This is a genomic window from Nonomuraea sp. NPDC004702, from assembly GCF_053601695.1.
The window spans coordinates 86181-99302 of record NZ_JBSGCE010000011.1 but is presented as its reverse complement, the minus strand read 5'-3'; the positions used below and the strand labels follow the sequence as shown (position 1 = coordinate 99302).

Below are 13122 nucleotides of genomic sequence, written 5' to 3'. Positions count from 1 at the left end.
TATAACTGCATCGATGCAGTGCAACTGCAAGGAGGGGATTGCCGTGTCGCACCTCCCGCGCCTGGACGGCGTGCACCACCTCAAGCTCCCGGTCACCGACCTGGAGCGTTCCCTGGCCTGGTACCGCTCCCGGTTCGGGTACGAGATCGACATCGAGTTCGTCGAGCAGGGCGTGCCGATGGGTTACGCGCTCGCCCATCCGGCCGGCGGTCCCGTACTGGCGCTGCGGCTGGACCCGGAGCGGGCCAAGGCCGCCGCGGGCTTCGACTACTTCGCCATCGGCGTCCCGGACAGGCAGGCCATCGAGGAGCTGGCCGCCCACCTGACCACGCTGGGCGACAGCCACGCCGGCGTGCACGAGGCGACCATCGGCTGGATCCTGCCCGGCCTGCACGACCCGGACGGCCACGAGATCCGCTTCTACACCACGCAGCCGCTGCCCCCGCGCGAGCGGCCCGCCCCCACCGCGGCCGACGCGGACGAGGAGCGTCGCAGCAGCGGCACCCGTCCGGCCGAGACCTCCTGAGGAGCGCGCCATGACCGTGGTCCGCAGCTAGGACGGGCGCCTGGAGGTCTTCGCCCGCGGCACCGACGACGCCCTGATCCACGTCTGGCAAAAGTGGCCGGACGGGCCCTGGTCCGACTGGGCCTCGCTCGGCGGGACGCTGACCACCAGCCCCGTCCTGGCCCGCAACGACGAGGGCCGGCTGGAGGTCTTCGCCGTCACCGCCGACGGCGCGCTCTGGCACATCTGGCAGACCGCCCCCGACAACGGCTGGTCGGACTGGGCCTCGGTGCACGGCCTCATGCTCGTCGACCACCCGGCGGCCGGCCGCAACGCCGACGGCCGGTTGGAGGTCTTCGCCCGTGGCCAGGACACCCGCCTGTGGCACAGCCGGCAGCGGCACGAGGGCGGCTGGTCGCAGTGGGAACCGCTCGCGGACGGAGGGCTGGCACCGCCCGCTGGGCACCTTCCCCACCGTCGGGCAGAACCACGACGGCAGGCTGGAGACGATCGTGATCGCCTCGAACGGCCGCAGCCCCGTGCACTCCTGGCAGCACGAGCCCAACGGCGACTGGGCCAAGTGGCAGAGCCTCGAAGGCTGGTCGGTACGCGCCCTGGGCCCGGGCTTCCGCGAGTTCTGAACCCGGCCGGTCACCTCACACAGCGGGACCGAGCGGCGCTTCGGACGCAACGCCGCCCGGCTCTTCCTTCAGCTCGACGAAGATCGCGTGCGACTCGGTGTCGCCGATGTTCCGCCCCGCGTGCTCCTGCGCGCCGACCCATCGCGCCTGCCCCGCCACCAGGTCAAGCTCGACCTCTCGCGCGCCCGAGGTGAGACGGCGGCTGAAGGACGACAGCGTGACCATCACGCTGTCGGGATGGCCGTGCGGGCTGGTCGAGTCGCCGGGCCGGTCGCGGTAGCGCAGCACCCTGACCCGTTCGTTCTCGAAGATCACCGTGTACAGACCGGGGTTCGTGACCACGGGATCGGCGCTCATGGACCACCTCACAAGGCGAGTCAGCTACATGGGACGACGGTACCATGATGGGCATGTCGGTACCATATGAGCAGACCGGCCGTCACCGGCAGAAGGCCCGCACCCGCGCCGCCCTGGTCGAGGCCGCCCGCCGCCTGCTGGCCGACGGCACGGACCCCACGGTCGAGGACGCCGCCGCCGCGGCCGGCATCTCGCGCACCACCGCCTACCGCTACTTCCCCAACCAGAACGCCCTGCTGACCGCCGCGCACCCGCAGATCGAGCAGACCTCCCTGCTCCCCCCGGACCCGCCCGCCGACCCCGCGGCGCGCCTGGACCTGGTGATGACCGCCTTCACCCGGCTCACCCTCGACTGGGAACCACAGCTGCGCACCTCGCTGCGCCTGTCCCTGCGACCGGGCGCCGAACAGCCGCACCTGCGCGGCGGCCGGGCCGTCGGCTGGATCGAGGACGCCCTCGCCCCGCTCCGCGACACCCACCCCGGCCTGGACCTGCACCACCTGGCGGTGGCCATCCGCGCCGCGACCGGCATCGAGTCGCTGGTCTGGCTCACCGACATCGCCGGATACACCCGGCAGCAGGCGGCCGACACCATGTGCTCGTCGGCGCGGGCGCTCCTGGTCGCCGCCCTCGACCGGCACGACCGCCGCACGGGGCAGGCGTAGCCGCGGAGTCAGAGGTTCTTGTAGCGGCCGTCGTGGTAGAGCAGCGGCGAGCCGTCCGCGGGGGTGCCGAGGGCCGTCACCTGGCCGAGCACGATGGAGTGGTCGCCGCCGTCGTACACCGCCGTCGTGGCGACCTCGACCGTGGCCAGGGCGCCGGTGAACAGGGCCACCCCCGACTCCCCGCGATGGTGCTCCCACCGGGCCAGTTGCCCGTTCAGCGGACGGCCGCGGTGGGCGAAGAAGCGGGAGGCGTCCTCCATCGAGGCGTGCAGCACCGACACGCCCCACACCCCGGCCTCGATCACGGCGTCGTGGAAACGGGCCACCTTCTCGGCGCAGAAGAGCACGAGCAGGGGGTCGAGCGACACCGACGTGAAGGAGTTGACGGTCATCGCGTGGTCCACACCGCCGAGCCGGGTCGTGACGATCGCGACTCCCGTGGCGAAGCGGCCGACGACCTTACGGTAGTTTCCCGGGTCCACATGCCGCTCTATGGAATGCACGACGTTACTTTATGCCTCTACGTCGGATTCTTTGGAGGTGGGTATCCCCGCAACAACCACGAACCCCCACCGGATGAGGGCGAGCACAGGAACGCCACCACGAGAGCCAGCAATCCGCCATACAGGTAGACGTACCCCGCCGCACCCTGAGAGATCACCAGATCTCCGGCACTGAGTTCGAGCGTGAACGGCATCGTCACCAGCAGCCAGCCGAGCCCGACCGCGAACGCGGCGAGCTTCGTCCGCATGAGCCTGGCCGCCCCCAGCGGGAGGAGGAACAGCGCGAGCACCCACCCGATCGCCACCCACGGAACGGCGCCCAGCTGGTCGAGCGCGTGCGTGAACCCGCCGACGACGCCGAGCACGACACCCAGCACGAACAGCATGCCGTACGCCGCCCCGCCCAGCGCCGACTCCGCCTGGCTGCGATGCTCCATGGGGAACGAGGTTAGTGGATGCCCGCGAAGAGATCGTTCTCGCGGTTGTGCGGCTCGCCGAGCCCACCGGCGTCGACCGGCGGCCCGGGCACCGGCCGGCCGGGCACGCCGATGGCCAGGACGAAGTGCTCCACGCCGAGCACCTCCTGCCCGATGTTGTTGGACAGCGCGTACCAGGGGCCGTCGACGGTGATCTGGGTGGCGTGGGCGCGCATGGCCTCCCGCTTGTTGCCGACCCAGGGGCGGGCGTCGATCTCGGTGGTGATGTCCTCGTCGGGGCTGCCGAAGGGGATGTCGTCGACGTCCTCCACGAGGAAGCCGGTGCCGGAGCCGGGCAGCGCCTCGGCCGTGCGCCGCATGACGGACCTGGGCACGGCCGTGTGGTAGAACTTCGCGATCTGCCACGGCTCGTCCTGGCGCGGGGCGGGCCGGCCGCCCGGGACGTAGTCGGGCTTGGCGGCCAGCTCGAAGGCGCGGCGGGCCACCCGGTGGGCCTGGATGTGGTCGGGATGGCCGTAGAAGCCGTTGGCGTCGTAGGTGACCAGCACCTGCGGGCGCACCTCGCGGATGACCTTCACCAGCTCGCCGGCCGCCTCGTCGAGGTCGGCCTGCCAGAAGGCGTTGGGGCGGTCGTTGGTGGCCACGCCCATCATGCCGGAGTCTCGCCAGCGTCCGGGCGAGCCGAGGAAGCGGTGGTCCTCGACGCCGAGCGCCTGGCAGGCCGCCGCCAGCTCCCCGATCCGGTACGGCCCGAGCAGGTCGTCGCGGTCGGCCGCCAGGTGGGCGAGGTCGGCGGGGATGACCTCCCCCTCCTCCCCCAGCGTGCAGGTCACCAGCGTGACGTGGGCGCCTTCCGCGACGTATTTGGCCATGGTCGCGCCGGTGCCGATCGACTCGTCATCCGGATGGGCGTGCACGAGCAGGAGGCGGCGATCAGTCATAGTCATGAGCGTAACAATGGCTGGATACTGGCAGGATTGAGCCCATGAGTGAGAGCTTCCCGCGACTGTCGGCACGGACCCGCCGGTTCACCCTGGGAGTGCCCAGGGGCTTCACGATCTCCCCCGACGGCGGACGAGTGGTCTTCCTGCGGACGAGGTCCGGCACCGACCCGGTCACCTGCCTGTGGGAGCTCGACACCGAAACCCACGTCGAACGCCTGGTGGTCGATCCCCGCACCCTCCACGCCGACGACGAGAACCTGCCGCCGGAGGAGCGCGCGCGGCGCGAGCGCAGCCGTGAGGCGGCCGGCGGCGTGGTGGCCTACGGCGCCGACGCCGCGCTGACCAGGGCGGCCTTCGCCCTGTCCGGCGCGCTCTACGTCGTCGAGCTGGCGAGCGGCGAGACCCGCAGGCTGGAGACGCCGGGCGCGGTCATCGACCCCCGGCTGTCCCCCGACGGGCGGCAGGTCGCCTACGTCACCGGCGGCGCCCTGCACGTCCAGGACCTCGACTCGGGGCGCGGCGAGGTGCTCGCCACGCCGGAGTCGCCGACCGTCACCTACGGCCTGGCCGAGTTCATCGCCGCCGAGGAGATGGACCGGATGCGCGGCTACTGGTGGTCGCCGTCGGGCGACGCGCTGCTGGTCGAGCGGGCCGACGAGGAGCCGGTCGACACCTGGTACATCGCCGACCCGGCCAACCCGTCCCGCCCGGCCATCGCCCAGCGTTACCCGGCGGCCGGCACGCCCAACGCCCGCACCGAGCTGTTCGTGCTCGGGCTCGACGGCTCGCGGGTGGCGGTGCCGTTCGAGGAGGAGTACCTCACGACGGCCGCCTGGGACGACCACGCGCTGTCGATCGTGACGATGACGCGCGACCAGAAGACGCTGCGGCTGTTCTCCGTCGATCCGGCGACCGGCGTGTCCACGCTGGTCCGCGAGGACACCGACCCGGCCTGGGTGGACATCGTGACCGGCGTGCCGGCGCACCTCGACGACGGCTCGCTGGTCTGGGTGGCCACGTCGGAGGGCGGCCACCGGCTGTTCGTCGGCGACCGCGCGGTCACGCCGCCCACCCTCCAGGTCCGGTCGGTGCTCGACGTCGACCACGACAGCGTGTTGTTCAGCGCCAGCGGCGGCGACCCGACCGACATCCACCTGTGGACCTGGGACGGCCACTCGCTGCTGCCGGTCTCGACCCGGTCCGGGGTGTTCTCGGGGCGGATGTCCGGCGGCGTCGGCGTGTTGTCGGAGCAGAGCCTCGACGCCGAGGGCGTCTCGACCACGGTGGTGCGGCGCGACGGCATGGCGGTCCCGATCCCGTCGTACGCCGAGCGTCCGGGGCTCGATCTGCGGGTGTCGCTGGGGCGTTCGGGCCGGCGGGAGCTGGCCACGGCCGTGGTGCTGCCGTCCTGGTACGAGCAGGGCTCGGGCCGGCTGCCGGTCCTGATGGACCCGTACGGCGGCCCGCACGCGCAGCGGGTGCTCAACCGGCGCGGCGCGTTCCTGGAGAGCCAGTGGTTCGCCGAGCAGGGCTTCGCCGTGATCGTGGCCGACGGCCGCGGCACACCGGGCCGCGGTCCGGCGTTCGAGCGGGCGGTGCTGGGCGACCTGGCGACCCCGGCGCTGGAGGACCAGATCGACGCCCTGCAGGGCGTGGCCGAGCAGTACCCCGACGACCTCGACCTGTCGAGGGTGGCCATCCGCGGCTGGTCGTTCGGCGGCTTCCTGGCCGCGCTCGCCGTGCTGCGGCGTCCCGACGTCTTCCACGCGGCGGTGGCCGGCGCGCCGGTGACCGACTGGCGGCTGTACGACACCTGCTACACCGAGCGCTACCTGGGCCACCCGGACGAGCAGCCCGAGGTCTACGACAACTCCTCGCTGTTCGCCGACGCGCCCAAGCTCGAACGCCCGCTGCTCCTCGTCCACGGCCTGGCCGACGACAACGTGGTGGCCGCCCACACGCTGCGCCTGTCCTCGGCGCTGCTGGCGGCCGGCCGCCAGCACAGCGTGCTGCCGCTGTCGGGCGTGACGCACATGACGCCCCAGGAGGTCGTGGCGGAGAACCTGCTCCTGCTCCAGGTCGACTTCCTGAAGAAGGCGCTGGGCTAGGCGGTGCGCAGGGCGTCGAGCAGCCTCGACGCCCCCAGGCCGATCAGCACGACCAGCCCCATGACCAGCAGGAACACCCACAGGGGGGCGCCGAGGTAGGCGAGCAGGCCCTGCGCCACGGCCAGGATCAGCACGCCGAGCACGGTGCCCGCCACGCCGGCGCGCTCGCCGTACGGGCTGGTGCCGCCCAGCAGGACGGCGGCGAGCGCGAACACGGTGCTGTAGAGCCCCTGGTCGCCCGGGGGCGCCGCGCCGAGGCGCAGGAGCAGCGCGATGCCGCCCGCGGCGGCGAGCATGCTCGACCCGGCGAGGCCGAGCACCGCGCCGGGCCATCCGGCGCCGAGTTCCTTGCGCACCTCCTGCCGGTTCCACAGCAGGCCGCCGGCGATCGAGACGACCGCGAACACGGCGAACCCGAGCGGGCCGGGATAGAGCGCGGCGGTCTCCAGCGGGATCGTCCCGTCGCCGAGCAGCGCGACGGCCACGGCCTCGCACACGACGGCGACCCCGAGCGTGACGGCCCAGGCCGGGGCCGTCAGCAGCATCGTGAACGCGCTCATGGCGGCCCCCAGGAGCCCGGCGAGCACGAGCGCGAGCAGCATCGCCAGCGGCAGCGGCACCCCGGCGCCCGCCGTGGACGCCACGAAGGCGGCGCTCGCGGCGGCGACCGCGCCCACGGCGAGATTGGGCGTGCCGGTGCGCAGCGACAGGCCGAACCCCATGACGATCAGGCCGAGCTGCCCGGCGTGGGCGAGGATGTCGAGCAGGCGGTCACTGACCGTAGTGATCAGGACGAGTGCCAGGCCCAGCAGGGCGAGGAGTCCGAGCACGCCTTCCCAGGCGCGCTGCCAGGTGCTCACTCCGACGATGCTGACACCGCCGGACGATCATCGCAACCCCGGCAGGCGCTACCGCGGCGCCGCCCGCTCCAGCAGTTCCTGGAGCACGGACTGCTCGTCGGGCGTGAGCGCGGCCAGCGGCGAGCCCTCGGTCAGCAGGCCCAGCAGGCGCTCCCGCAGGCCGGCGCCCTCCTGGGTGAGCACCAGCAGCTTGGCCCGGCGGTCGCTGGGATGGGGGCGGCGCTCCACCACCCCCTGCTGCTCCAGCCGGTCGATGACGAACGTGGCGTTGGAGGGCTCGCACCCCATGCGCCCCGCCAGGTCGCCCATGGTCATCGGGCCGGTCAGCTCGCGCAGCGCCACCGCCTGGGCGGTGGTGAGGTCGAGCGCTGCCGCGCGTTCCCTGACGTGCCCCTCGATCTGCCTGGCGAGCGCGCCCACCAGGCCGCAGAGGTTCCGCTCGGCCGCGGCCCGCGCTTCGGCTTCGGACGTTGTCATACCGCAAAACTACCTCAAGCTTGGATGTTTGCAACTTGAAAGGTTCTGGCTATAAGTTTCCGCCATGAGCACTTCTGAGAGCCTTCGTCTGCGCCGCCCGTCCATCCTCCGGTCGTTGCGGGTCGGCGATCTCAAGGTCACGTTCGTGCCCGACGGGAGCGTGCGGCTCAAGCCGTACGGCTGGCTGCCGGGCACGACCGAGCGCGACTGGGCCGAGAACGCCGACCACCTGGACGAGACCGGCAACCTCGTGGCCGGCATCGGCGGCCTGCTGGTGGAGGCGGGCGAGCGGGCCCTGCTGATCGACGCGGGCGTGGGCCCGGTGCACCAGCCGGACGACCCGGCCGACCCGCTGATCGGCGAGCTGCGCGGCGGCGACCTGCTGGACAACCTCGCCCGGGTGGGCCGCCGTCCCGAGGACGTCGAGGCGGTGGCCTTCACCCACCTGCACATCGACCACATCGGCTGGGCCTGGCACCCGGCCGCCGGCGGGCCCGCGTTCCCGTCCGCCGAGTACCTGTTCGCCGAGCCCGAATGGACCGAGCGCCACCGGACGCTCGACTTCGGCACGCCGGCGGAGGCCCTGACGACCATGGCCCCCCGGGTCAGGACGTTCGGCGACGGCGAGGAGATCTTCCCCGGCGTGCGGGCCACGTTCGCGCCCGGCCACACCGCCGGGCACACCGCCTACACGATCACCTCGGGCGGACAGCGGCTGCTGGCCTTCGGCGACGCCCTGCACTCCCCCGTGCAGGTGCGCCGTCCCGAGTGGCCGGCCGGCTCCGACCTGGACCGCGTGGAGTCGACCGTGCACCGGCGGCGGCTGGTCGAGGAGCTGCTGCGGCCGGACACGATCGGCTTCGGCATCCACTTCGCCGACGTGGTCTTCGGCCGCGCGCGGGACACGGCCGAAGGGCCGGTCTGGGAGCCCGTGGCCTAGGGAGTGGCGGCGGGGGTGCCGTGCCAGCTCGCCCACAGGGCCGCGTACGAGCCGCCCTCGGCGACCAGCTCCTCGTGCGGGCCCAGCTCGGTGATCCGGCCGTCCTCCACGACGGCCACCCGGTCGGCGTCGTGCGCGGTGTAGAGCCGGTGGGCGATGGCGATCACCGTACGGCCCTCCAGGACGGCGGCCAGCGAGCGTTCCAGGTGGCGCGCGGCCCGCGGGTCGATCAGCGAGGTGGCCTCGTCGAGCACCAGCGTGTGCGGGTCGGCCAGGACCAGCCGGGCCAGCGCGAGCTGCTGGGCCTGCGCGGGCGGCACGGCGGCGCCGCCGGAGCCGACCTCGGTCTCCAGCCCCTCGGGCAGCGCCCGCACCCAGTCGAGCGCGTCGACGGCGGCCAGCGCCGCGCGCACCGCCGCGTCGTCCGCGCCGGGGCGGGCGATCAGCAGGTTGTCGCGGACGGTGCCCTTGAAGACGTGGTGCTCCTGGGTGACCAGAGCGACGTGCCCGCGCAGGTCGTCGAGCGGCAGGTCGACCAGCGGCACGCCGCCCACGCTGACCTCGCCGGTGCGCGGCCCGTGGATGCCGGCCAGCAGCCGCCCGAGCGTGGACTTGCCGGCCCCCGACGGGCCGACCATGGCCAGCCGCTCGCCCGGCTCGACGGTCAGCGACACGCCGTGCAGCACGTCGCGGCCCTCGCGGTAGGCGTACCTGACGTCGTCGGCCCGCAGCAGCTCGCCGGCCGGGCGGGCCGCGGAGGGCTCGCGGTCGTCGGGCACGTTGGCCACGCCGAGCAGCCGGGCCATGGCCGCGCCGCCCACCTGGAGCTCGTCGATCCACATGAGGAACCGGTCGAGCGGGTCGATGAGCTGCTGGGCATAGACCAGGGCGGCGGTGACCTGCTGGACGGTCACCCAGTCGTTGGTGTAGAACAGGCCGCCGACCAGGAGCGTGGAGACCACCGGGATCACGTAGCCGAGCTCGACCGCGGGGAACCAGAGCGTCCGCAGGCCCAGGGTGTAGCGCTCGGCGGCGTAGGAGCGGCTGATGTCGCCGTCGGTGCGCTCGCGCCGGCGTTCCTGCAGGCCGAGCGCCTCCACGGCCCGCGCGCCCTCGACCGTCTCGGCCAGGCCCTCGGTCATGTCGGCGTACGCGGCGTTCTCGCGCAGGTAGCCGTCGCGCGCCCGCTTGAGGTACCAGCGGGTGGCGAACCAGATCAGCGGGCCGGCGACCAGCATCGGCAGCATGAGCTGCGGGCTGACCAGCACCAGCGCGCCCATGGTGATCACGAACGTGACCAGCGCGATGAGCGTCTCCGGCACGGCGTGCCGGACGGTCCTGGACAACGAGTCGACGTCGCGGGAGGTACGGGTGATCAGGTCGCCGGCGCCCGCCCGCTCGACCGTGGACAGCGGCAGGCCGAGCACCCGGTCGACGAACTCCTCCCGCAGCTCGGCCAGCACCTTCTCGCCCAGCCTGGCCGAGGCGAGCACGGCGAAGCGGACCAGCAGGCCCTGGAGGAACAGGAACGCGCCGATGACGACGGCCACGAGCAGCCCGTCGACCTCGCCGCCGTCCTGGACGGTCTGGACCAGGCTGCCGAGCTGCCACGGCACGACGAGCCCGGCGACGGCGGCCAGGCCGTGCAGGGCCAGGGCGACGGTGAGCTGCCGCGGGTACTTCAGCGTCAGCCTGCGCGCGTAGGCGCGCACCTGTTTCCGGTCGGCGACCGGCAGGATCTCGCGGGCCACGGTCAGCCCTCCCCTCGGGTCACGGTCGCGGCGTACTCGGGGGACGCGTCCAGCAGGTGCCGGTGTGTCCCCTCGGCCAGCACCCGGCCGCCGGCCACGTAGACCACGTGGTCGGCCCGGTCGAGCACCAGCGGGCTGGTCGTGCAGATCATGGTGGTGCGGCCCGCGCGCGCCTTGGCCAGCCGCTCGGCGATGCGGGCCTCGCTGTGGGCGTCGACGGCGCTGGTGGGCTCGACCAGGATGAGCACCTCGGGGTCGGCGATCAGGGCCCGGGCCAGGCGCAGCCGCTGCTGCTGGCCGCCGGAGAACTCGCGCCCGGCCTCGGACACCTGGGCGTCGAGGCCGTCGGGCAGCGCCTCGACGATGTCCTCGGCGCAGGCGGCGTGCAGGGCGGCGCGCACGTCTTCGTCGGTGGCCGCGTCGCGGACGTCGAGCTCGTTCCTGAGCCTGCCGGTGAACAGGCGGGCGTCGTTGCCGGCGACCAGGATGCGCGCGCGGATCTCGGCCATGGGCAGCGAGGCCAGCTCGACGGCGCCGAAGGTGACGTCGCCGGGCGCGTACCGGCCGAGGCGGTCGGCGATGGCGGCGGCCTCCTCGGGCGCGTCGGCCGCGACGGCGGTGAGCATGCCGGGCTGGAGGGTGACGCCGCTGTAGCAGTCGCGCAGCACGCCGCCGCCGCTGGTCTCGGTGCCGCCGGCGACCTCGGGCTCGATGGCCAGGATGCGGATGACGCGGCGGGCCGCGACGTGGCCCTTGGTGAGCTTGTCAGCCGCCTCGGTCAAGGTGCGCAGCGGGCCGATGAGGAAGGCGGCGTAGCCGTAGAGCGCGACGAGGTCGCCGGTGCTGATCTCGCCGCCGACCGCGAACGTGGCGCCGATGCCGGTGACGACCGCGATGAGCAGGCCGGGCAGCAGGATCTGGGCGCCTTCGAGCAGCGACTCGACCCGCGCCACGCCCACCCCGGCGTGCCGCACCCGTTGGGACTCCTCGCCGTAGCGACCGGCGAACACCTGCTCGCCGCCGATGCCGCGGAGCACCCGCAGGCCGGCCACGATGTCGGCGGCCCTGGTGGACAGGTCGCCGGTCAGCTCGCGCTGCCGCTTCTGCCGCCGGTGCAGCGGTTTGAGCAGCGGCGAGACGGCGAGCGCCATGAGCGGCACGCCGAACAGCACGAGCAGCCCGAGCGGGACCGAGGTCGTCAGCAGGATCACGGTGACCGCGACGATGGCCACGACGGACCCGGTGCCGCGCAGCAGGATGTCCATAGAACTGCCGATGTGGGCGATGTCGGAGTTGCCGACGCTGACGACCTCACCGGTCGAGACCTTCTTGGGCAGCGTCGCCCCGAGCCTGGCGGCCTGCCGCGCGGTCAGCTGGACGGTGCGGTAGGCGGCCGACAACCAGTTGAACACCGCCATCCGGTGCCGCATGATCCCGGTGAACGCCTGCAGCAGCCCCAGCCCGAGCAGGATCGACGCCCAGGTCAGCAACGCCCGGGTGTCCTTGGCGGTGACCGCGTCGATGCCCTTGCCGAGCACCGCGGGCACGAGCGCCTGCACCAGCCACCACAGGGTGGCGAAGCCGATGCCGGCGAGCAGGGCACGCGCCTGACGCCGCGCGTTCCACCACAGGTAGCGGAGCGGGCTGCGGATGTCGGGCAGGCCGGGATCAGCCTCAGGAAGGGAGCGCATGGTCTGACAAGGTTGACAAGCCGGCGCCCGGCCCGGCAAACGGTTTTTCGCCTGGCTAACGATCGGGCACGTGCCGGAACGTGCGCACGGTGTAGAGCAAGGTGACCAGGGCGGTCAGCGCGAGCAGCAGGTAGCCCACGGTGTACGACCCGGACGCGCCGTAGACGGCCCCCATCACCAGCGGCGGGAAGTACCCGCCGAGCCCGCCGGCCGCGCCCACGAGCCCCGTCACCGTCCCCACCTTCGACGCCTCGACGAGCTCGGCCACCAGGGCGAAGACGCCGCCCGTGCCCAGCCCGAGGAAGAAGGCGATGAGCACGAAGCAGGCCCCGGCGGGCACCTCGGCGGGCGGCCGGAACGACAGCGCGACCGCCATCACGACCGTCCCGGCCAGCGAGATCAGCAGCACCCTGACCGGCCCGATCCGGTCGGACAACGTGCCGCCGATCGGCCGGGCGGCGACGGCGGCGATCGAGAACCCGGCCGCCCGCAGCCCGGCGCCCGTCTGGGCGAAGTGGTAGACGTTCTGGAGCAGGGTAGGCAGGTATGTCGAGAACGCCACGAAGCCGCCGAAGGTGACGGCGTACAGGAAGGCGCACTGCCAGGTGGCCCTGAGCTTCGTGGCCTCGCGCATCCTGGGCAGGGCCGGGGCGGTGGCGGGCGACCAGGCGGGCGAGTCGCGGCTGCCGCCGATCATGATCACGCCCATCAGGGCGAGCACCGCGGCCATGAGCAGGTGAGTCGCGAACCGGCCGAACTCCTCCACCAGGCGGGGGGTGAAGAACGCCGACAGCGCGGTCCCGCCCATGCCGGCGCCGAACACGCCGGTGGCGAACCCTCTGCGGGCGGGCTCGTACCAGGCGTTGACGAACGGGATGCCGATGGCGAACGACGTGCCGGGGACGCCCAGCAGGAAACCCCAGAACAGCAGCCACCCGTACGACTCGGACCAGCCCACGAACAGGACGGGCACGATCGACACGAAACAGATGACCGCGAACATGCGCCGCCCGCCGAGCCGGTCGGCCAGCACGCCCACCGGGATGCGGCCGAGCGAGCCGACCAGCACCGGGATCGCGACCAGCAGCGAGGTCTGTGTCGCGGACAGGTGCAGCTGCCTGCTGTAACTGCCCGACAGGGGACCGATGAGGTTCCAGGCCCAGAACGTCACGGCGAAGGCCGCCGTGGCCAGCGCCAGGTTCCGCACCTGACCTTTACGAAGCGCAGACATACACCCTGTGTA

General features: G+C 73.0%; 15 protein-coding genes. 5 read left to right on the top strand and 10 right to left on the bottom strand.

The window, feature by feature from the left end; genetic code table 11:
* Positions 1–43: 43 nt before the first annotated feature.
* A complete protein-coding gene (locus ACWEJ6_RS16575; protein WP_452424439.1) occupies positions 44–526 on the top strand; it encodes a VOC family protein in 483 nt (160 codons plus the stop codon).
* A 27-nt stretch (positions 527–553) separates the two neighbouring features.
* Here ACWEJ6_RS16575 and ACWEJ6_RS16570 read toward each other — a convergent pair whose 3' ends face one another.
* A complete protein-coding gene (locus tag ACWEJ6_RS16570) occupies positions 554–808 on the bottom strand; it encodes a hypothetical protein (RefSeq protein WP_452424437.1) in 255 nt (84 codons plus the stop codon).
* Positions 809–867: 59 nt separating this feature from the next.
* On the opposite strand from ACWEJ6_RS16570, the gene ACWEJ6_RS16565 reads away from it, so the two are divergent.
* Positions 868–1146: a hypothetical protein gene (locus ACWEJ6_RS16565; RefSeq protein WP_452424435.1), complete on the top strand. Its 279-nt coding sequence runs from the start codon at positions 868–870 to the stop codon at positions 1144–1146.
* A gap of 15 nt (positions 1147–1161) precedes the next feature.
* Here the strand turns inward: ACWEJ6_RS16565 and ACWEJ6_RS16560 are convergent, their stop codons facing one another.
* The gene (locus ACWEJ6_RS16560; RefSeq protein ID WP_452424433.1) at positions 1162–1503 is read right to left on the bottom strand and encodes a hypothetical protein; all 342 of its coding nucleotides are present in this window, start codon (positions 1501–1503) and stop codon (positions 1162–1164) included.
* A gap of 53 nt (positions 1504–1556) precedes the next feature.
* Here ACWEJ6_RS16560 and ACWEJ6_RS16555 point away from each other — a divergent pair, with 53 nt between their 5' ends.
* On the top strand, positions 1557–2168 hold the full coding sequence (locus ACWEJ6_RS16555) for a TetR/AcrR family transcriptional regulator (RefSeq protein WP_452424431.1): 612 nt from the start codon (positions 1557–1559) through the stop codon (positions 2166–2168).
* Positions 2169–2176: 8 nt separating this feature from the next.
* Here ACWEJ6_RS16555 and ACWEJ6_RS16550 read toward each other — a convergent pair whose 3' ends face one another.
* From ACWEJ6_RS16550 to mshB, 3 genes are read right to left on the bottom strand one after another with little or no spacing between them, the layout of a single operon-like run.
* The gene (locus ACWEJ6_RS16550) at positions 2177–2671 is read right to left on the bottom strand and encodes a flavin reductase family protein (RefSeq protein WP_352325598.1); all 495 of its coding nucleotides are present in this window, start codon (positions 2669–2671) and stop codon (positions 2177–2179) included.
* A 17-nt stretch (positions 2672–2688) separates the two neighbouring features.
* Positions 2689–3108 carry a DUF6113 family protein gene (locus tag ACWEJ6_RS16545; protein ID WP_358294410.1) on the bottom strand — a complete coding sequence of 140 codons (420 nt, stop codon included), beginning with the start codon at positions 3106–3108 and terminating at the stop codon, positions 2689–2691.
* 11 nt (positions 3109–3119) lie between these two features.
* Positions 3120–4049 (bottom strand): N-acetyl-1-D-myo-inositol-2-amino-2-deoxy-alpha-D-glucopyranoside deacetylase, encoded by a 930-nt coding sequence (gene mshB, locus ACWEJ6_RS16540; RefSeq protein WP_352325601.1) that lies wholly within the window; start codon positions 4047–4049, stop codon positions 3120–3122.
* Between the two features lie 44 nt (positions 4050–4093).
* Here mshB and ACWEJ6_RS16535 point away from each other — a divergent pair, with 44 nt between their 5' ends.
* The gene (locus ACWEJ6_RS16535; protein WP_452424429.1) at positions 4094–6160 is read left to right on the top strand and encodes a prolyl oligopeptidase family serine peptidase; all 2067 of its coding nucleotides are present in this window, start codon (positions 4094–4096) and stop codon (positions 6158–6160) included.
* Here the strand turns inward: ACWEJ6_RS16535 and ACWEJ6_RS16530 are convergent.
* Positions 6157–7020 (bottom strand): ABC transporter permease subunit, encoded by an 864-nt coding sequence (locus tag ACWEJ6_RS16530; RefSeq protein ID WP_358294413.1) that lies wholly within the window; start codon positions 7018–7020, stop codon positions 6157–6159. The two genes, ACWEJ6_RS16535 and ACWEJ6_RS16530, sit on opposite strands and share 4 nt — an antisense overlap.
* Before the next feature lie 48 nt (positions 7021–7068).
* Complete coding sequence (locus tag ACWEJ6_RS16525; RefSeq protein ID WP_452424427.1) at positions 7069–7497, bottom strand: MarR family winged helix-turn-helix transcriptional regulator; 429 nt, start codon at positions 7495–7497, stop codon at positions 7069–7071.
* Between the two features lie 64 nt (positions 7498–7561).
* Between ACWEJ6_RS16525 and ACWEJ6_RS16520 the strand changes: the two genes are divergently transcribed.
* Positions 7562–8437 (top strand): MBL fold metallo-hydrolase, encoded by an 876-nt coding sequence (locus tag ACWEJ6_RS16520; RefSeq protein WP_452424425.1) that lies wholly within the window; start codon positions 7562–7564, stop codon positions 8435–8437.
* Here the strand turns inward: ACWEJ6_RS16520 and ACWEJ6_RS16515 are convergent.
* Genes ACWEJ6_RS16515 through ACWEJ6_RS16505 form a run of 3 tightly spaced genes read right to left on the bottom strand, consistent with a single transcriptional unit; the run spans position 8434 to position 13110 of the window.
* On the bottom strand, positions 8434–10188 hold the full coding sequence (locus tag ACWEJ6_RS16515) for an ABC transporter ATP-binding protein (protein ID WP_452424423.1): 1755 nt from the start codon (positions 10186–10188) through the stop codon (positions 8434–8436). The genes ACWEJ6_RS16520 and ACWEJ6_RS16515 overlap by 4 nt on opposite strands.
* Before the next feature lie 2 nt (positions 10189–10190).
* Positions 10191–11879, bottom strand: a complete 1689-nt coding sequence (locus tag ACWEJ6_RS16510; protein ID WP_387677210.1) for an ABC transporter ATP-binding protein — start codon at positions 11877–11879, stop codon at positions 10191–10193.
* A gap of 55 nt (positions 11880–11934) precedes the next feature.
* Entirely contained in the window at positions 11935–13110 is a 1176-nt protein-coding gene (locus tag ACWEJ6_RS16505; protein WP_397218513.1) for a nitrate/nitrite transporter, read from the bottom strand.
* Positions 13111–13122: the final 12 nt, after the last annotated feature.

Bases quoted from the DNA above. Each gene is read 5' to 3' on its own strand.
- ACWEJ6_RS16570 (WP_452424437.1), bottom strand. From the start codon at position 808: ATGAGGCCGTGCACCGAGGCCCAGTCCGACCAGCCGTTGTCGGGGGCG.
- ACWEJ6_RS16505 (WP_397218513.1), bottom strand. From the start codon at position 13,110: ATGTCTGCGCTTCGTAAAGGTCAGGTGCGGAACCTGGCGCTGGCCACG.
- ACWEJ6_RS16560 (WP_452424433.1), bottom strand. From the start codon at position 1,503: ATGAGCGCCGATCCCGTGGTCACGAACCCCGGTCTGTACACGGTGATC.
- ACWEJ6_RS16510 (WP_387677210.1), bottom strand. From the start codon at position 11,879: ATGCGCTCCCTTCCTGAGGCTGATCCCGGCCTGCCCGACATCCGCAGC.
- ACWEJ6_RS16545 (WP_358294410.1), bottom strand. From the start codon at position 3,108: ATGGAGCATCGCAGCCAGGCGGAGTCGGCGCTGGGCGGGGCGGCGTAC.
- mshB (WP_352325601.1), bottom strand. From the start codon at position 4,049: ATGACTGATCGCCGCCTCCTGCTCGTGCACGCCCATCCGGATGACGAG.
- ACWEJ6_RS16555 (WP_452424431.1), top strand. From the start codon at position 1,557: ATGTCGGTACCATATGAGCAGACCGGCCGTCACCGGCAGAAGGCCCGC.
- ACWEJ6_RS16535 (WP_452424429.1), top strand. From the start codon at position 4,094: ATGAGTGAGAGCTTCCCGCGACTGTCGGCACGGACCCGCCGGTTCACC.
- ACWEJ6_RS16525 (WP_452424427.1), bottom strand. From the start codon at position 7,497: ATGACAACGTCCGAAGCCGAAGCGCGGGCCGCGGCCGAGCGGAACCTC.
- ACWEJ6_RS16520 (WP_452424425.1), top strand. From the start codon at position 7,562: ATGAGCACTTCTGAGAGCCTTCGTCTGCGCCGCCCGTCCATCCTCCGG.